The following is an 18,584-nucleotide window of genomic DNA, read 5'->3' as shown; positions in this document are numbered from 1 at the left end:
ATAATAGAAACCTCAATTCTTAAATACTATATTTCAATTTTGGTCCCATCCTTTTCCCCAGTCTTCCCAATAATAGCCCCAGGGTGCCATTCTAAAATACCTGCCTCGTATTTGAGCATTTTGAATTAATAAATACTTCCCGTCTTCTGATTTTAATAAGGCACAAAACTTAAAAGTAGCTTCCACAGACGCAGGGTTTCCATTATTTCCATTTGGTTCGGTATTGAAAATTGGTTTTTTGTTTTTCAGGTCTGAAACTGAGATACTAAAAATAGAATTATCCACACCTAAAGAACTATATGACTTGCCTTCGACCTTATATTCAATAATAAAATCACTAAAATCCTCCCATGAATTTCCAAAATCATAGGATTCTTCCTTTAATAAGTCATAAAATTTTTCTTGAGTGCTAAATGAATCGCAAGGAAATGGGACTTGAATATTTAAGAACCTTTTGTACTGATGTGGATTTTCACTAGAGTTATCAAATTCCGATAATAACAGGCCAATAGACATATAAGGACTTGTAATATATTCGTAGCCTTCACCACAATTACCACTACCTCCAGACCCTATTTGATAAGCATCCTTGTTTTCCCAAAATTCAAATGTTGATCCAGTAGGCTTTGCAGAGGTAAACTCCAGTGGGTTTTGATCAAAAAATATTAAAGAAAATTGTCCGTAAAGTTCGGTTTTTGGAACAGTTTGTAATAAATCATTTTCCTGAAAGGAATTTGAATCGCATAATGAATTTTCCTCCCATGGAATTAAATCTTCATCTGGTTGACACCCAAATTGGATTGTTACTATTAAAAAAGAAATTACCAGATAAAAAGGGAATTGTTTCATAGAGAAGATTTTAATTAGCGTTACCTTTTTTTTTAGTTCTTTACGCTATTAGTCCACCAATAGTTTGTCATTTCAAAATTAAATTATGGTAGTTGGCTTTTTCCCATAAGCAAAAGAAATGGCTTATGAGATTGTCATTAAGCATCATGTTTGTTTTTAAATAAAGAAAGACGACATGAAGCTTTCAAAAAACAAATTTCAAATTCTATCCGCACTTCTTTCTCTTGGTGTTGCAGCGCTTGCAAAAGCAGCCGTAGACAACCGTTATGAGGCGATCACGGGCAAAGAAGCTCCGAAAAATCCCGAATCTGCAGAGGCGACTTTAGGAAATGTAATCTTATATACCGCATTTACTGCGGCAGTTGGAGTCACCGCAAAAATCATTGTGCGGAAATATTTCACCAAACAGTGGAAAAAAGTCGACGGTAATGTTCCAAAGCATTTGAAGTAGGAAGGATAGAAATAAAAAAGATTGGATAATTTTTTGGAATAACCTTTTCATTTTCAAGCTAGTATTACAGCTAAACCCCAAATTTATATTTAGCTATAAATTCTTCATATTCCTCTTGAAATGACTTCTTCATGTGATGCTTTTCCTGATTTTTAATATATGTTCTAACATTCTGAAGAATCGATTCTGATACCGAAACTGAAAAATATTCGTCCTGCCATTCAAATTTCTCTGAAGTCAATTGATTTTTATTGATCCAGAATGAAGATTCACCTTTGATCAGCTGTATAACTTTTTGAATTGTCTGATTTACCCCAAGTGAAACTAAGCAATGGCAATGGTCCGAAAAACCACTAACATGGTCCACAAAGATCCCTTTAGATTTAGAGTTTTCTTTAATATGGTCCCATACTTTTAATCTTAAATCTTTAGAATCTAAAAAAGGAAAGCGGTTTTTTGTACTCCATACAAAATGGATATAGACTTTATTGTAGGACATAAAAAATATTTAATTGTATATCTAATTTAATAGATTTCCCGAATTTAAAGGGAAAGGATTGGGCTAAAGCCCGGATTAAATAAACAATTTTTAATAGGAATGGCCTAAAGTGCCATTCCTATTGATGGGATTTTGTTAATCAATTCAATAATGGGTTTAAAACCTAATTTAAAGTCTCCACATTAATCTTGACTTGAATCTCATCAATAGCCTCCAGTTCCGATATCTATCGGAATAGATGGAGGCTAAATTAAACAATTGACCTATTTCGGCTTTAGCCATAATCAATTGAATGGAATTGGGCTGAAGCCCATTTAATACCAGGCCTAAATATCGGAATGGCCTAAAGAGCCATTCCTATTGATGGGATTGGGTTTATCAAATCAATAACGGGTTTAAAACCTATTGTAAGGATTGTATTTATGCATTTTTAAAAAATTGGACGAATAATTACAAAATTTCTTGATTATGTCTCCACATTAATATGGACTTCAATTTTATCAAAAGTAGGAATGGCCTAAAGCGCCATTCCTATTGATGGGAATGGGTTTATCAAATCAATAACGGGTTTAAAACCTATTGTAAGGATTGTAATTATGCATTTTTAGAAATTGGATGGATAATTACAAAATTCCCTGATTATGTCTCCACATTAATATGGACTTCAATTTTATCAATAGCCTCCAGTTCCGATATCTATCGGAATAGATGGAGGCTAAATTAACCAATTGACCTATTTCGGCTTTAGCCATAATCAATTGAATGGAATTAGGCTGAAGCCCATTTAATACCATAGACCTAAATATCGGAATGGCCTAAAGCGCCATTCCTATTGATGGGATTGGGTTTATCAAATCAATAACGGGTTTAAAACCTATTGTAAGGATTGAAATTATGCATTTTTAGAAATTGGACGGATAATTACAAAATTCCTTGATTATGTCTCCACATTAATATCGACTTCAATTTTATCAATAGCCTCCAGCTTTAGATGGAGGCGATATTAAACAAATGTCCCATTCTGGCTTTAGCCATGATCTATTGAAGGAAATTGGGCTGAAGCCCATTTATATAATAGACCCAAATATCGGAATAGCCTAAAGAGCCATTCCTATTGATGGGAATGGGTTTATCAAATCAATAACGGGTTTAAAACCTATTGTAAGGATTGTAATTATGCATTTTTAGAAATTGGACGGATAATTACAAAATTCCCTGATTATGTCTCCACATTAATATGGACTGGAATTTTATCAATAGCCTCCAGCTTTAGATGGAGGCTATATTAAACAATTGACCCATTCAGGCTTTAGCCATGAAAAATTGAATGGAATTGGGCTGAAGCCCATTTAATACCATAGACCTAAATATCGGAATGGCCTAAAGCGCCATTCCTATTGATGAGGGAATTCAATCAACGAAACGGTGATTTTATTAATTACAGAAATCGGGTATTATTTATTTCTACTTCCAAATAATTGAAACAAAATCTCATCAATAGCCTCCAGTTCCGATATCTATCGGAATAGATGGAGGCTATATTAAACAAATGTCCCATTCCGGCTTTAGCCAAAATCAATAAAACGGGAATGGGCTGAAGCCCATTTATATAATAGACCCAAATATCGGAATGGCCTAAAGAGCCATTCCTATTGATGAGGGAATTCAATCAACGAAACGGTGATTTTATTAATTACAGAAATCGGGTATTATTTATTTCTACTTCCAAATTTTTAAATCGGAATCCAATCAATAGCCTCCAGCTTTAGATGGAGGCTAGGATTATCAAAAAATCAAATTCGGCTTTAGCCAGATTATTCGGATTGATTTTTGGACGTAGTTCATCAAATAAATTTTAATAAGCAATGCTATACAAAGTGGAGCTACCTTTTATGATTTAAATTTTCCTCCATACTGTTTAGCTTTAATAAAAAAACGTCATGAGCCTCAAGATCATCATTCCAACAGAACCCAGAATAAGCGCCGAAATCCCAAGTGACTATCCTATTCCTCCAATCGGGGAAGAGTTTTATATCCGCTTCGAAACGTTCATTACTGACCCTAAAGATTGGGAGAAAGTAAAAAGCATTTTGGATCATGAAGCACTTACAGTAGAAAAAGTAGAGGACAATAAAGTTTACTTGTACCAAGGCCAAAAAGCAGATTTGCAAGGCACCATTGAAAGCGATGAATATATGCCTTCTATCGTGCAGTATTGGGCTCAACACCCAGAAACCAAACCAGATCAGTTTTAATTAGACTGTTTTCCTTGCATCGATGCTAAAGCCCTGAATAAATATTCTTTTAAGGGAATGGGCTGAAGCACCATTCCTATTGATGGAAGAATTCAATCAAACAAATTGGTGATTTTATTAATCACTGAAATCGGGTAACTATTAATTTCTCCTTCCAAATTTTTAAATCGGAATCCCATCAATTGCCTCCAACTTTAGATGGAGGCTAGGATTATCAAAAATCAATTCGGCTTTAGCCATGATCAATTGAAGGAATGGGCTGAAGCCCTTTTATTATAATAGATCCTATATCGGAATGGGCTGAAGCACCATTCCCATTGATGGGATTGTGTTTATTTAACTTTAGGAAATTGGATAATTTCAAAATCCCTTGATTTAGTCTCTACATTAATCTGGATTGGAATTTTTTAATCAATACCCTCTAACTTAAATGGAGGCTATGAAATTTGACAACTTCCCCAATTACTCTATTTTTACGAAAGACCTAAACCCATTAACCTATGAAAAAAACTTTTCTACTTACCTTACTCCTATGCTTTGGATTGACTTTGGCCCAAGCACAAAAAGGAACCAAAGAGCGGGTCAAAGTACATAGCCGCGCACTAGAAGGCAATCTGATCGGAGATCCTGCTGATCGTGATGTGACTGTTTACCTACCTCCTTCTTACCTAACAAATCCCGAAAAGCATTTCCCAGTGCTCTACATGCTCCATGGATTTACCGACACCGATTCCCAATGGTTTGGATGGGAAGATCATTGGATCAATCTTCAGAATGTCATAGAACAATCTCTGGCGGCCGGAGCCTCCAAAGAGATGATTGTAGTGATGCCCAACGCTTTCAACAAGTTTAAAGGAAGTATGTATGCGAGTTCGGCGACTGTTGGAGACTGGGAAACTTTCGTTACCAAAGAGTTGGTCAGTTACATTGACGCCAACTACCGAACGCTACCCAATAAAGCCAGCAGAGGACTAGCCGGACACTCTATGGGTGGTTACGGAACGCTTCGATTGGGAATGAAATATCCAGATGTTTATTCAGCGATTTATGCTTTGAGTCCATGCTGTATGGACGGTGGTGCTAGCACCGATCCTGAGTTGATTTCTAAATTGGAGAAATTAACCCCAGATCAGATTAGTGAAACTTCGTTTTTTGAAATTGCTGCATTAGCCACTTCAGCAGCATTTGCTCCTAATCCTAATAACCCTCCTTTTTACCTCGACTTACCAGCAAAGGATGGTTCACCAAGAGAAGATATTATCAATAAAATTATTGCAAATCGAACGCTCACTACGATTGATCAATATATACCAAACCTGAAGAGGCTTAAAGCCATTGGAATGGATGCTGGAACTGAGGACAGAGGCATTAGCGCAGCAACCAAAAAACTGCATGAAGTTTTAGAATCCTATCAGATTCAGCACATGTATGAAAGCTACGAAGGGGATCATTTGAACCGCATCGCTGAGCGAATTGAAACCAAAGCATTGCCTTTCTTTTCAGAAAATCTGGCTTTTCAGAAAAGCACTGTTAGCGAAATCATTGAAGACGGTGGAACCGGTGAATATCCAGCAGTAATGACCTCAGAGATCAGCCTACCTGCTCATACAATCTTCAGACCTCAAAACATTGATTCTTTTGGAGGAGAAAATAAGCTTCCTGTGATTGCATGGGGAAATGGGGCTTGTTTCGACTCCCCATGGGAGCATGTCAACTTCCTGAATGAAATTGCTTCGCACGGCTTCTTGGTGGTAGCAATTGGCACCATGCCAAAGCAGACTGATGTTCGCTCCAAGTCGCAAAAACTTTTGGATGCAATTGACTGGGCCATTGCGCAGAATAATGATCCAAAAAGCCCTTATTATCAAAAGATCGACACAGATAATATTGCGGTGAGCGGGATGTCTTGCGGAGGCCTTCAGACACTTGAAGTAGCCGGAGATCCTAGAATCACCACAGTAGGTGTATTTAACAGTGGAGTTTTGGGTAATCCTGGCGGTGGAATGCCGGGCATGCCTCAGGTTACCAAAGATCAATTACAAAACATCAAAGTCCCTACCCTTTACTTGCTGGGTGGAGAATCCGACATCGCCTATGGAAACGGAATGGATGATTTCAATCGCATCAATCATATTCCTGTTTTTGTGGGCAATTTGGACGTAGGTCATGGGGGCACTTATGGAAAGCCACATGGAGGAGAATTTGCCCGTGTTGCACTCAATTGGTATCTGTGGCAACTGAAAGGCGATGAGGAAGCTGGTAAGCTTTTCTCTACCAACCCACCTGGACTTTCGAAATGGGAAGGCTGGAAAGTAGAGAAGAAAAATATGGACTAAGTGAAATATGGTTATCCTCAATGAGAACAGTATCCTTAAATTCTTTGCTTATCGAGACGGAAGACGGAAGACAGAAGACAGAAGCAACCTCAAATTTATTTTTAACATATTCTAAATTGCTTTTGCCAATTTATTTGTAGGATAACGGATGTACATAAAATAAAATAATTGTCTTACTCGGCACCATTCACAAAAGCCTCCAAAGCCTTTTAATAAATTGGTTTTGAAGGCTTTTTTATTTCTGAAAGTCCAGTGATATCCCGCAGATTGACACAGAAAAAGAACGCAGATTCTCACAGATTGCGTTCTGAAGATAAGTTTCTTTCATACCTGTTTTTGAAGTCCTTATTCATGAATGTTTTATTTCCATTTGGAAGTATTGCTTTAGAATATCTATAAATAAATGATCAGGGCTATCTTTGCCAAAAATCCCCTATTGATGAAAAAGCAGTTATTTTCCCTCCTTACTTTCCTTGGTCTAATTTCTATTTTTTGCTTACCTGCAAATGCACAGGAAAAGGTTCTTTATCATCAATTAGAAATTCAGAATGGTGATCTTTTGTTTGTAGGTGCCAAGCCAGATCAACTTTCTGGCGCGATTAACCGAGTAACCCAACGGGATGCGGAGATATCTTTTGATCATGTTGGAATATTGGAAGTTTCAGGTTCTGAAGTATATATCCTGCATGCCAGCACTGAAAATGGATCTGTCCGTGAACCTTTGGATAGTTTGGTGGCAAGGACCAAGGCGAAAGACAAAGAAATGGTCCTTTATCGACTCTCAGAAGAGGCACAATCTTCCATTCCTACCGCAATCAATTTGGCCAAAAACATGCTTGGAAAGCCATATAACTGGAGTTATGTATTGAATGACTCTACGCTCTATTGCTCGGATTTTGTGGAAAGAGCATTTCGACCTGCCAGCATTTTTAACCTTGAACCAATGACTTTTAAAAATCCAGAAACAGGTGAAACCGACTCCTTTTGGGTAGAATTTTATGAAAAACTGGATATGGAAGTTCCTGAAGGAAAGCTTGGCTGTAATCCAAATGGCCTAGCTGCAAATGAAAAGCTGAGGAGGATTGGAGAGTTATGATTCTTAATAGAATCTTTCAATTTCTTTTAGAAATTAGTTTAGAAAGTCGCGGATAATCATCCACCGACGACAGTCCATTGTCCACAGCACGTTGAAATATACTTCAAACCATTTTTCCTTTGGCTACCGGTAAGAAAGCGGACATTCATATTATTTAATAATAAACAAAGCAGTGGTTGTAACATAAATCAACTTTGCAAAAAGCCACCAATTGCTTTGGAAAAAGCCTCTTTCCTTCGCACAGAAATTTCGAGAACCAAATTATTTATCAGAGTGACATAGCCACTTTTCGAATATCCATTCACACACTTCAAATTGATTAAATGGGAATTATGGATTCTGAAAAATCCAAAATCCGACAATAGTCCCTCAAAGTATTTGAGGGTCTTAGAAACTGTATGTTTTTTCCCGTCCAGTGTAAAAATATGGGTGTAATTTATATCTGCCTCGCATCTCAAAATATCCTCTATGGCTAAAAAAATAAAGCCATCCTTAGAAGGCAAACTGATTTTTTTGGTAGTTGGAGTTTGTGAAAGGTGACTTAGCAATACATCTATCCTTTCTTTCAACTGTCGCTGCCCGATCTGATCAAATGCTTTCTCAATAGCTTTTTCAAAATCCTCTCTATCAATTGGTTTCAATAAATAATCTATAGCAGAAAACCGAAATGCATCCAAAGCATATTGTTCGTAAGAAGTGGTGAAAATCAGGCAAAAATCAGAAAATGATAATTGGGACAAAAGATCAAATCCTGTTTTCCCTCCAATCATGACATCCAAAAAAACTATATCCGGGTGTATTTGCTCCAAGCCATCTTTTGCATCGTCCACCGAGGAAAAACAAATTGTATTTATTTTCTCAGAATAAGGCTTTAAAAAAGCCAAAATCCTGTCTGTACAATGCTGTTCGTCTTCTACAATTGCAATAGTTATATCCATCTTCAATAGGCCAAATGTAAGGGAAGCATAATTTCTACCTTAGTGCCCGAATCCAAGGTTTTATCAATAATCTGAAGGCTTCCTTGTGTTCCAGATTTTTCATTCAGGATTTTTATTCTGTTTTCCGTAATCGCCACTCCCATCGATTTTTTACCAATTGAATTGCTGGATTTCGCTCTTCCTATTCCATTATCTTCCACAATACAAAGTAGATTTTCGCCTTTTACTTCAAAGCTGATTTCAATTCTTCCCCTTTCCCCATTTTCTGGAAAAGCGTGCCAAATAGCATTTTCAATAAATGGCTGAAGTAGCATGGGAGGAACCAAAATAGCATCTAGATCTATATTTTCAGCAAAACGGATGGAATAGGAAAATCTATGGGGTTGCCTTTTGGATTCAATTTGTAAATACAATTCCAAGAACTCCACATCTTCCCTGAGTGTAATTTCCTCCTGTCCGGAGTTTTCTAATACGATACGTATTAGTTTCCCAAACTTAGAAAGGTAATCCTGAGCAGAGTCGCTATCATTTTTCAGGATATAATCTCCTATAGAATTTAAGGAATTGAAGATAAAATGAGGGTTCATTTGGGATCGGAGAGCCTTTAACTCAGTTTCAGAAACCAAAGTCTTGAATTCTGCATCCTTGATTTTCGCTAAAGAATCTCTTCTTCTTTTATACAAATATCCTCCGATCAAAAGTATTAACCCGATCAAAATTGCTAAACCCAAAGTGAAATTTCTCACCAACTTTTGTCTTTCAATGTCAACCCTTGCCTGAGCTCTTTCTTTTTCAAAATCAAAAGCCATCTGCTTTCTGCTGACTTCCACCCTTCTGTTTTGATTCGTCAAACTATCTTTAAGCGTAGCAAAATTTTTATATGCATCCAGACTTTCTTTATACTTTCCTCTTGCTTCATAGATGTCTGCCAAAGTTCCCCAGGCTGACTTCTGTATGAATAGATTTTCTTGTTTCTGGCTATATTCCAAAGACATAAGTGCCATCTGTTCCGCCTTATTTAGATCGCCATTTTCAAGAAAAGCCATCGCTGAATTGGCATAGGCTGTGGGTTTGACAAAATCAATTTCAAGTGAATCTACCAAGGCCAAACTTCTCTCAGCTGTTTCCAGAGCATTTTCCAATTGATTGGACTGAACATAAATCAAGGAAAGATTACTATAAAGGTTTGCCAGTTGGACCGGATTGCTTTTGATCTGTTCATATTCAAGTGCCTTTTCGAAATAGAATATGGCTGAATCATTTTTCTGAAGAGAGCCATAGATATTTCCAATATTCAGAATAGCGGTCAATTCTAATTTCCTACTATTTGAAGCTACTTCTTTAAATATTTCCAGGCCTTTTTCATATTCTTCCTGCTCGTAATAGATCGTGCCGATATTTCCCTGAATGCCCCATTTAAATTCTCTAACTGCAGGATTGGATTCCGAAATGGAAAGAGCTTGCAAGTAATAATCCAAAGCGATATAGGGATTGGAAAATCTATATTGGTAGATCAAGCCCAGGCGTTCATTGGCCATTAAAGCTCCTTTTTGATAGCCTAGATATTCTGAAAATGCCAATGTTTCCAAAGCCATTTCCAGCAAAGTGCTATCTGAAGAGTTTGTAAAGAGGCTTTGTTTGATAAAATCATTCCTTTTGTCAAGAATCAAAGTATCAGCCAAATCAAGATGATCTTTCTTTAGCTTTAAAGAATCACTATCAGAAGGTATTCCTTGGAGAATCAATCCAAAAAAATAAAAGGCAAAATTCAGGATTAAACAGTTGATCATGGCTGGAAAAAAGATCCATTAAATTAAGGTTTTAGATCAAAAAATAAATCAAACACTACAATAAATTACTCGGTTCACCCATTAAATCATTCTCCCTTTCCACCTGGCTTTCCCTACTCTAATTTTATTAGAAAGCCGAAAAAATGGATGCACAAAAAATTAAAACTTACTTTTCGAAGCCTGATAAACTATTGCTGGGAGTAGCTTCAACACTATCATATAAAGCTAATATCCCCACTTTTCTTATAAGAATTGGAATATTGATTATCACCTTGGTTTTTATCCCAATTGGTATTCTGATGTACCTGTTTCTTTATTTCACATTGGTCTTAAAAAAGGGTAAAACAGTTTCTTTTTCCCTTTCAGGATTGATCCTTGGAATTCCCCTAAGCTATTACTTCCAACCAGAAATGATAAAAAACTGGAGAGGTGGAACCGGCGTTTTCGGGTACTTTTTGAATATCCCGACGATTCTTGAACAATATGATCAACTCGTAGGAAATGGCTGGAGCATCTTTGGAAATATCCTATTGTCCATGATCATTTTCGGTTGCCTAGGGGCATTTATGGGTTATTATTTAGATAAAAATAAAAGCAAGAAGCCATCATGAAAAAATCAATCAAAATCCTTTTAGTGTTTGCAGCAATCCTATTTTTAGGAACAGCCTGCTCCAGCGATGATGAAAATCCTATGGATCAGAGTATTTATTATTTTCGGTTTAAGGTGGATGGAAATCAAGTGGATTATCAATACCAACCTCAGACTCAAATAAATCTGACAGGAGGAAAATACTATGATGATGTCAATCAGCTTCATATCATCCAACTATCCGGTGCAGAAAACATCTTTCAACCCCTACAAAATCAGGTAATATTTAGACTGGATCATACAGAAGATTTGATCGCAGGAGTGAATTATTCCAATGTGCCTATTTCTGATGGAACCATTCTTCATACTTTACTTTTCAGCTATATGGATGAAAATGGAACGGCCTACCTAGCTACTAATAATATACTGGGACTTGCTTTATGGGATGAGGTTAGAATAAGATTTGATCAGATTGATTCCAATGGATTAAAGGGTGTTTTTTCTGGGACAGGAAAAGTTTATGACAGCAGCGGAGGAACAAATACACTAATAGGTCAGGTGACCATTACAGAAGGGGAATTTTTCGTCCCTAGGAATAACGAATAATATGGAAATTGATATTGTAATTCTGTTACTATTAATTATTGACTAAGGTTCAGATTTTTTTCTCATAAATAAGGTTTTTAAACATGATTATCCGTAATGGAGCCAATAGTAAAAAAATGAGTTTAGAAAGTCTCGGATAAGGGTCCACCGACGGCAGTCCACTGTCTACAGCACTTTGAAAGATAATTAAAACACTTTTTTATTTGAGGACTGGTAAGAAAGTGGTTGTACATATTTAAAAAAATTCACCTAAAATGCTCTATTGAGATAATTTTACGCAATAGCGTCATATAGCCTCCATCCATTTTTCCTTAATAATTCCCATTCTTACTTAACTTGTACTTTTAAAGTTTCAAACCGAAGTACAGATGACCGAACCTATCAAGAAGGAATATTCCAATGGCGAGCTTACCGTCGTATGGGAGCCTCATAAATGCATCCATTCCAAAAAATGTGTGACTGGACTGCCAGCAGTTTTTGATTTTAATAGAAGACCTTGGATCAAGGCAGATAGTGCAGATTCAGAAACCATTGCCAAGCAAATTGACACCTGTCCAAGTGGGGCTTTGAGTTATTATTATCTGGATAAAGAAAAAGAAAAATCTCAGGAAACTTCTGAAGTGCAAAAAGTCGAAGTAACTCAAAATGGACCTCTGTTGGTTCATGGGAAACTTCATATTCAGACCAGCGAAGGAGAGCATATTTCTGATAAGAAAATCACTGCCTTTTGTCGTTGTGGTGGAAGCCAAAACAAGCCTTTTTGCGATGGAACCCACAAAAAAATAGATTTTAAGGGGTAACATATTCCAATTACAATGCGAAAAATTCTTGTTCTTTTTGCCCATCCAAAGTATGAACATTCTGAAGTAAATCAGGCTATGATCCGCTCGATCAGTGAGTTGGAAAATGTGGAAATCCGCGATTTATATGAGCTATATCCAGACTTCAATATATCCATTCAGCAGGAACAAGAAGCACTGATTCAAGCAGATGTGGTCATTTGGCATCATCCTATTTATTGGTATTCCTGTCCTCCATTGTTAAAACAGTGGATTGATTTGGTTTTGGAATTTGGATGGGCTTATGGACCAGGTGGTGTGTATCTAAAAGGAAAATATCTTTTGAATGCCATAACATCGGGTGGCTCAGATTTAGCCTATTCCAAAGAAGGCCGAAATCAACATCCCATAGTCGATTTCCTTCTTCCATTTGAGCAAACCGGAAAGCTTTGCCTAATGAATTACCTCGCTCCTTTTCATGTATCCGGGACCTTTAAAATCACGGATTCGGAATTGGAAGATCAGGCAAAAGCCTATCGGGAATTCGTACTGGAACTTCGGGATTCAGAACAAATTGACAGACCAATCAGAACCAATCCCCTACTGAAATGAATGGATTTTTAGCAAATGCTGTCATTTACATTATTGCAGCGATCATCTGCGTGCCTTTGGCAAAAAGGTTGGGGATGGGATCGGTTCTGGGATATCTGCTGGCAGGAATCCTGATTGGTCCTTACCTCTTGGGTTTTATCACCAACGAAGGTCAAGGTCAGGATATCATGCATGCAACGGAATTTGGTGTGGTGATGATGCTGTTCTTGATCGGCTTGGAATTAGAACCTAAAAACCTCTGGAAAATCAGGGATTTAATTATTCGAATCGGTCTTTCACAGGTTCTTGTCACAGCGCTTTTGGTTTTCTGTGTAGGAATTTTGATTCCCATTCCATGGCAGATTTCATTGGCCATTGCTCTATCCATGGCTCTTTCATCCACTGCCATTGTTCTCCAATCCCTCAAGGAAAGGAATGAAATGAACTCCAAATTGGGAAAAATGTCCTTTGGGGTTTTGCTAATGCAAGACATTGCTGTGATTCCTATTTTGGCCATTCTCCCACTATTAGTAGTTGCAAGCCCTGATTTAACAACGGCCCATACAGATGATATGCATGGATTGATTGAAAGTCTTCCCGGTTGGGCTCAGACCTTATCAATTTTTGCTGCTATAGGGATCGTGGTGCTTTTAGGTAGATATGGTTTTGGACCTTTGTTGAATTTTGTTGCCAAGACCCGATTAAGAGAATTATTCACAGCCTCAGCACTATTGATTGTGGTGGGTATTTCTTATTTGATGGAATTGGTAGGTTTAAGTCCCGCCCTTGGAGCATTTTTGGCAGGAGTCATTTTGGCCAACTCTCCTTATCGCCATGCCCTAGAATCTGATTTGGAACCATTCAAAGGTTTACTATTGGGGCTTTTCTTTATGGCCGTTGGATCCACGATCAACTTCTCTCTTATTTACAAGGAAGCAAGCACAGTTTTTACTTTGACTTTAGGTATTATCCTTCTGAAAACATTGGTTTTGCTGGTTTTGGGGAAGGTCAAAAAGTTGCATCTTACGACGAACCTGAAGTTTGCAATTGGTTTGTCCCAAGTGGGAGAATTCTCTTTTGTTACTTATGCTTTTGCGCAGCAACTTGGGATTTTCGAGCAATCTCTCACAGATACATTAATGGCTGTAACAGCTCTCAGTATGACCATAAGCCCTGTTTTAATGTTGGTATTTGATAAATTCATCATCCCTATGATGTCCAAAAATCCAGAAACCAAAGAACAGAAAATGGATACTTTCCAGGAGAAAAATAAAGTGATTCTTATTGGTTTTGGTCATTTTGGATCTACTCTGGGAAGGTTTCTCAGGGCAAGTGGTGTGGAAGCAACTATTTTGGATTCTGATCCTGAAAGAATAGAATATCTAAGAAAGATGGGCTTCAAAGTATATTTCGGAGATGGCACAAGAGCAGAACTTTTACAATCAGCCGGAGCAGAAGAAGCAAGCATTTTGATCTCAGCGATTGATAATACAGAATACAGTTTGAAGCTCGTGGAACTTTGCAAGCAGGAATTTCCTCATCTGGAAGTCATGATCCGGGCAAAAAACAGGTATGATGCATTTGAACTGATGGAAAAAGGTGTTACAAATATCTACAGGGAACACTTAGATACTTCTATCAAAATGGGAGAAGATGTTTTAAAGAAATTGGGTTTCAGAGCACACACGGTTCATAGAATGGCAAAACAATTTCATGATTATGATGAGGCTGCGCTGAAAGTTCTTATCAATTATAAAAACAATCAGGATGAATACATTTCCAAGAACAGGCAACAAATTGAAATGCAGGAATCCTTACTTTCAGGAGAATTGATGCGCAAGTTTTCTGTAAATGACCATACCTGGGACAGTGATGGGATTAAGGAAGCAGAAAAGAAAAGTAAATAAAATTGATTTTCAGGAGGTTTGTTATGTCCTTTGTTTGAAGAGAAAGAAGACTAGAGTGCATATCATCAATTGGAATTTAGTTTGAATTCACCCCTTAATGTGACTCAAATCTGCCAAAATCTGCTGCTTTAATCTCCACTGTATGTATGCCATTCGTGATCAGTGTTTGCTCTATTTGGTAGTTATCTGCAAGCATTTTATAATATTGAGCATCTGCCATGCTCGGTGCTAAAATTCCCAGGTAATTATTCCCAGGAGGTTCGTAGTGATTATGCAAATGATACCTCAGCTTCCAGCCATTTTTGATATCTTCCTCTAATTGGTGAATCAGTAAAACTGGTTTGGGTGGCCAAGGTTGATCACTGGAACCGAAATAGACACGATAGGCTTTCCGTTCCTGGTGATAAGCTATGAATGCATGGAACTCGGTTGGACGGGTCAAGAGTGGATATTTCTCCAATTGATAATTCAGGATTTGGGCTTCTAATGAATTCATAGGTCTTACTTTTCCAACGGCTCCTGTATGAACCAACATGGCATTGTAATGATCTCCATTTTTCACATAAACCATGCTATCTTTAGGATTTCTTTGAGTCTGCTCTTTTTTCACCACTCGTTGGAATTGAACTACTCCCAAGAGTTTTTCCAAAGAATCTTGAAAGGATTGAACAGCAGTCAAGCCTTTGGGTGCGTTTGACCATACACTTGCTTGATCTTGAAATTCCCAAAAGAAAAATTCAGCAGCACCTTCCCTTCCTAATCCTGTTTTGGGTTGTTTCAATAAATTAAAATCATCCTGCTGTATAATTAGCCAAGAAGAAGTTATCCCGACGAATAAAAGAAGGTACAAGATTAAAGAAGGTTTCATGTTTTATTCTCCATTGAAAGATTAAAATCAAGAAAAAGTAAAGAAAGGGAATATAAAAGAATATATCCCACTTCTTTCAAGTACTAATTACAAAACTACCTCCTACCCTTTTTAGACCTTCACGTATTTTAATCTATCCCAATAATTTCATAACTTATTGTAAACTAATTCTTTAACGTCATGCCAGCACCAGCAATAGTTGCAGGGTTATCTGCAGCAGATTTGATCGCCCTAGGAGGAACCGTAGCCAGTACCGCTACTGCTATCGGAACTTTACCTGATGAACTTGTTACCATTGGAAGTATTAGCATCTCCTTGGCCAGCAGAGGAACATTTTACGTAGGAGATACATTTGTGATTACCGGTGAATTCGATGTTTCCTACGGAGAAGTTTCTGGGAATGAGGGAAGGATTGTCATAGAAATCATAGAGGAAGGGAAAGGAGTAATCAAAACCTTTCCCCAAATCCAGGCCCAATCGCCCAAGGAGCATATTTCATTTCGAATGAATGGCCGTTTCATCAGTCATGGCACTAAATACTATTACATCAAAGTCACGGCAACAGGGGAAGAGGATTTATCATGGTTACCTAATGGCGATACCGTCATAACCAAATCTGGAGTTTCCGGAACGATAGGATTAGAGGTAAAAAAACCCATTTCATTTACAACCAACTTACTTACTCCAAGTGTTAATCATGGGGATTATTCCCGTACTTTGATGTATGCCACCAACCACAGTGAAAGTGATGCGAGAATCGTTGTCCAAATCGAATGGCAACGAAGTTTCCCAAGAGAAGCCCATGCATTGACGACTTCATTAAGGGCAGGGCAAACAGATTTACAAATATTAGACTACAGGAAAAAACACAACGGTGATAACCACTCAGATGAAAAAATATTCTACATAGAACCTATCAAACATATTTATCACAATCATCAAATAAAAGCCCCTTGGGGTGATTATTTTTATCGATATGACCAGTTATATCCAGATAAAGAAAAGGTCTATCCACCACTTACAGTGTATTGTAAAGGCACTAAAAAGGAAACCGAAGTCAGTTTTGTCCCTAATCCTACTCCTGGTCTTCTACAAAAAAAAGAGCAAAACTATAAGTGCGCTACCCTCGATGAAAACGAGGAAAGCTTGCTTTGTGGAGCGCTGCTCTTTGATCAGTATGGTAATACCTTGGTGGGAGTTCCCCAGGACTCAAGTAATGAAATTCAATTCCGTGGAAAATTATGTGGTCAAATAGCAACTTTAAAACTTACCCCCTCATCTTCTCTATATAGCTCATTTACCACTACGGTGTATTTACAAGAACCTTTGCTAGAAACTGATCATGATACCTACATATTTTACCCTACTTCATTACCTGCTATTCAAGGGGTAGTATGGATAGAAGAGTTGGGCAGGTTGGTTTCCGGTGCAAAAATCAGTTTTATCAATTCTGAACTTGGAGTGATTTATGAAACAGTCACTGCTGAGGATGGGAAATTTAGTATTCCCTGCCATACCAAGTCATTTGTTAATGGACAAGCATTAATCAAGGTAGCTTTACCAAGGAATATTTCTTTTCAATGGATGGAGGATGAACTTTTTAGAGAAATTTCTTTGGAAGAGATTTCTGCAAATGGACATGTGTGCCTCATCCATGCAAGTGTAGAGAAGAGTGAGGATTGGGCTAAAATAAGTGGACAAGTCACTTTTAAAGATTACCAATCTGGTTTAAATCATGCAGTTAAAGATGCCACAGTAGTGGTGCGGAATGAACAAGATGAAGTTGAAGACAAATCAACTACCGATGAATTTGGAAATTATTCATTTGGAGTGAAGCCAGGCTGGTATTTTGTAGAGGTTGAAAATGCCATAGAATTAGGATTTGAAAGTAGAAATAGAAATTTCATTGAAATAAGAAATAGCAGAACACAGGTAAATGTCAAACTTTCTCTACCAAAACCAGAGATAGAAAGAAAAACCACCAATTATTTAAAAGGGAAAGCATCGCCCTTCAAATCGGATAAAATTGTAGTTTTTGAGAAAAATCAGTTACTAAAAGAAATTGAAGTTAATAAAAAGAATTTTTACCTCGATTTGAATGAATTAACTGCAAATAATGATGTTACGATTTCTTGGAAACGAGGAGAACTATTAGGTAAACCCATTTCACTAAAAGATTTATTAAAAAACATATAACGTGTTGTTTTTGAATACAATATCCACAAAAAAAAAAAAAAAAACAGGTATGATGCATTTGAACTGATGGAAAAAGGAGTTACAAACATCTACAGGGAACACTTGGATACTTCTATCAAAATAGGAGAAGGTGTTTTAAAGAAATTGGGTTTCAGAGCACATACGGTTCACTGAATGGCAAAACAATTTCATGATTATGACGAGGCTGCGCTGAAAGTTCTTATCAATTATAAGAACAATCAGGATGAATATATTTCCAAGAACAGGCAGCAAATTGAGATGCAGAAATCCTTACTTTCAGGAGAATTGATGCGCAAGTTTTCTGTAAATGACCATACCTGGGATAGTGATGGGATTAAGGAAGCAGAAAAGAAAAGTAATTAAAATTGATTTTCAGGAGGTTTGTTTTGCTCTTTGGTTGAAGAAGAAGACTAGAGAGCAAATCATCATTTGGAATAAGCCATTTTCATTCGTAACAAAGCAATTTCAATCACCTAACTTTTGTAAAAGAATTACATTTAACCCTCTTCTACAGCTCCTAGATTATTGTCCGAATAGAATTTATCCCGGTATTCCTGAAACTGCTCTTCAAGCGAAGTGACCAGATTGAGATTGGTGTCTACAGCTAAAAATATATCAGGTAGCTTCTCCTCTAAAACCTTCACTCCCAAGTTGATATTGTCAACTTCTATTTTGGAAATCTTCTTTAAAACAGAGGTTTGACTGTTTCTTAAATCTTCAAATTCCCGAAGAATTTTATCCATCATATCCAGTTTTTCTCGCTTATCCATTCGTCTTTATTTTGGGTTATTGAACTGATTTTCAACTAGAAGT

At 37.2% G+C, this 18,584-nt stretch carries 17 protein-coding genes; 11 read left to right on the top strand and 6 right to left on the bottom strand.

Going from position 1 to position 18,584, the window contains the following annotated elements:
• Positions 1–33: 33 nt before the first annotated feature.
• Positions 34–849: a hypothetical protein gene (locus FHS59_RS19035; RefSeq protein WP_184497010.1), complete on the bottom strand. Its 816-nt coding sequence runs from the start codon at positions 847–849 to the stop codon at positions 34–36.
• 175 nt (positions 850–1,024) lie between these two features.
• Between FHS59_RS19035 and FHS59_RS19030 the strand changes: the two genes are divergently transcribed.
• The gene (locus FHS59_RS19030; protein ID WP_184497008.1) at positions 1,025–1,300 is read left to right on the top strand and encodes a DUF4235 domain-containing protein; all 276 of its coding nucleotides are present in this window, start codon (positions 1,025–1,027) and stop codon (positions 1,298–1,300) included.
• Positions 1,301–1,370: 70 nt separating this feature from the next.
• Here FHS59_RS19030 and tnpA read toward each other — a convergent pair whose 3' ends face one another.
• Entirely contained in the window at positions 1,371–1,799 is a 429-nt protein-coding gene (gene tnpA, locus FHS59_RS19025) for an IS200/IS605 family transposase (protein WP_184497006.1), read from the bottom strand.
• Positions 1,800–3,739: 1,940 nt separating this feature from the next.
• Between tnpA and FHS59_RS19020 the strand changes: the two genes are divergently transcribed.
• The 3 genes from FHS59_RS19020 (at position 3,740) to FHS59_RS19010 (ending at position 7,486) form a co-directional block, all read left to right on the top strand.
• On the top strand, positions 3,740–4,054 hold the full coding sequence (locus tag FHS59_RS19020; protein ID WP_184497004.1) for a hypothetical protein: 315 nt from the start codon (positions 3,740–3,742) through the stop codon (positions 4,052–4,054).
• Between the two features lie 500 nt (positions 4,055–4,554).
• Positions 4,555–6,390, top strand: coding sequence for an alpha/beta hydrolase-fold protein (locus FHS59_RS19015; RefSeq protein ID WP_184497002.1), 1,836 nt, complete (start codon positions 4,555–4,557; stop codon positions 6,388–6,390).
• A gap of 439 nt (positions 6,391–6,829) precedes the next feature.
• Complete coding sequence (locus tag FHS59_RS19010) at positions 6,830–7,486, top strand: YiiX/YebB-like N1pC/P60 family cysteine hydrolase (protein ID WP_184497000.1); 657 nt, start codon at positions 6,830–6,832, stop codon at positions 7,484–7,486.
• A gap of 188 nt (positions 7,487–7,674) precedes the next feature.
• Here FHS59_RS19010 and FHS59_RS19005 read toward each other — a convergent pair whose 3' ends face one another.
• Both FHS59_RS19005 and FHS59_RS19000 read right to left on the bottom strand, forming a co-directional pair.
• Positions 7,675–8,424: a LytR/AlgR family response regulator transcription factor gene (locus FHS59_RS19005; RefSeq protein ID WP_184496998.1), complete on the bottom strand. Its 750-nt coding sequence runs from the start codon at positions 8,422–8,424 to the stop codon at positions 7,675–7,677.
• A 2-nt stretch (positions 8,425–8,426) separates the two neighbouring features.
• Entirely contained in the window at positions 8,427–10,214 is a 1,788-nt protein-coding gene (locus tag FHS59_RS19000; protein WP_184496996.1) for a histidine kinase, read from the bottom strand.
• Between the two features lie 143 nt (positions 10,215–10,357).
• On the opposite strand from FHS59_RS19000, the gene FHS59_RS18995 reads away from it, so the two are divergent.
• The 5 genes from FHS59_RS18995 (at position 10,358) to FHS59_RS18975 (ending at position 14,686) form a co-directional block, all read left to right on the top strand.
• Positions 10,358–10,825 carry a PspC domain-containing protein gene (locus tag FHS59_RS18995; protein ID WP_184496995.1) on the top strand — a complete coding sequence of 156 codons (468 nt, stop codon included), beginning with the start codon at positions 10,358–10,360 and terminating at the stop codon, positions 10,823–10,825.
• Entirely contained in the window at positions 10,822–11,409 is a 588-nt protein-coding gene (locus FHS59_RS18990; protein WP_184496994.1) for a hypothetical protein, read from the top strand. The genes FHS59_RS18995 and FHS59_RS18990 overlap by 4 nt, the downstream gene beginning before the upstream one ends.
• 368 nt (positions 11,410–11,777) lie before the next feature.
• Entirely contained in the window at positions 11,778–12,209 is a 432-nt protein-coding gene (locus FHS59_RS18985) for a (4Fe-4S)-binding protein (RefSeq protein ID WP_184496993.1), read from the top strand.
• Positions 12,210–12,224: 15 nt separating this feature from the next.
• A complete protein-coding gene (gene kefF / locus FHS59_RS18980) occupies positions 12,225–12,800 on the top strand; it encodes a glutathione-regulated potassium-efflux system oxidoreductase KefF (protein WP_184496992.1) in 576 nt (191 codons plus the stop codon).
• Positions 12,797–14,686 (top strand): monovalent cation:proton antiporter-2 (CPA2) family protein, encoded by a 1,890-nt coding sequence (locus FHS59_RS18975; RefSeq protein WP_184496991.1) that lies wholly within the window; start codon positions 12,797–12,799, stop codon positions 14,684–14,686. The genes kefF and FHS59_RS18975 overlap by 4 nt, the downstream gene beginning before the upstream one ends.
• Before the next feature lie 94 nt (positions 14,687–14,780).
• On the opposite strand, the gene FHS59_RS18970 is transcribed toward FHS59_RS18975, so the two are convergent.
• Entirely contained in the window at positions 14,781–15,554 is a 774-nt protein-coding gene (locus FHS59_RS18970) for a hypothetical protein (RefSeq protein ID WP_184496990.1), read from the bottom strand.
• A 180-nt stretch (positions 15,555–15,734) separates the two neighbouring features.
• Here FHS59_RS18970 and FHS59_RS18965 point away from each other — a divergent pair, with 180 nt between their 5' ends.
• The gene (locus tag FHS59_RS18965; protein WP_184496989.1) at positions 15,735–17,750 is read left to right on the top strand and encodes a carboxypeptidase-like regulatory domain-containing protein; all 2,016 of its coding nucleotides are present in this window, start codon (positions 15,735–15,737) and stop codon (positions 17,748–17,750) included.
• Positions 17,751–17,924: 174 nt separating this feature from the next.
• Positions 17,925–18,134 carry a hypothetical protein gene (locus tag FHS59_RS18960; RefSeq protein WP_184496988.1) on the top strand — a complete coding sequence of 70 codons (210 nt, stop codon included), beginning with the start codon at positions 17,925–17,927 and terminating at the stop codon, positions 18,132–18,134.
• Positions 18,135–18,268: 134 nt separating this feature from the next.
• Here FHS59_RS18960 and FHS59_RS18955 read toward each other — a convergent pair whose 3' ends face one another.
• Positions 18,269–18,541 carry a hypothetical protein gene (locus FHS59_RS18955; RefSeq protein ID WP_184496987.1) on the bottom strand — a complete coding sequence of 91 codons (273 nt, stop codon included), beginning with the start codon at positions 18,539–18,541 and terminating at the stop codon, positions 18,269–18,271.
• Positions 18,542–18,584: the final 43 nt, after the last annotated feature.

This window comes from Algoriphagus iocasae (assembly GCF_014206875.1).
Taxonomy (GTDB): domain Bacteria; phylum Bacteroidota; class Bacteroidia; order Cytophagales; family Cyclobacteriaceae; genus Algoriphagus; species Algoriphagus iocasae.
Note: the sequence above shows the minus strand (reverse complement) of the source record. Positions and strands in the feature narration are given on the sequence as shown.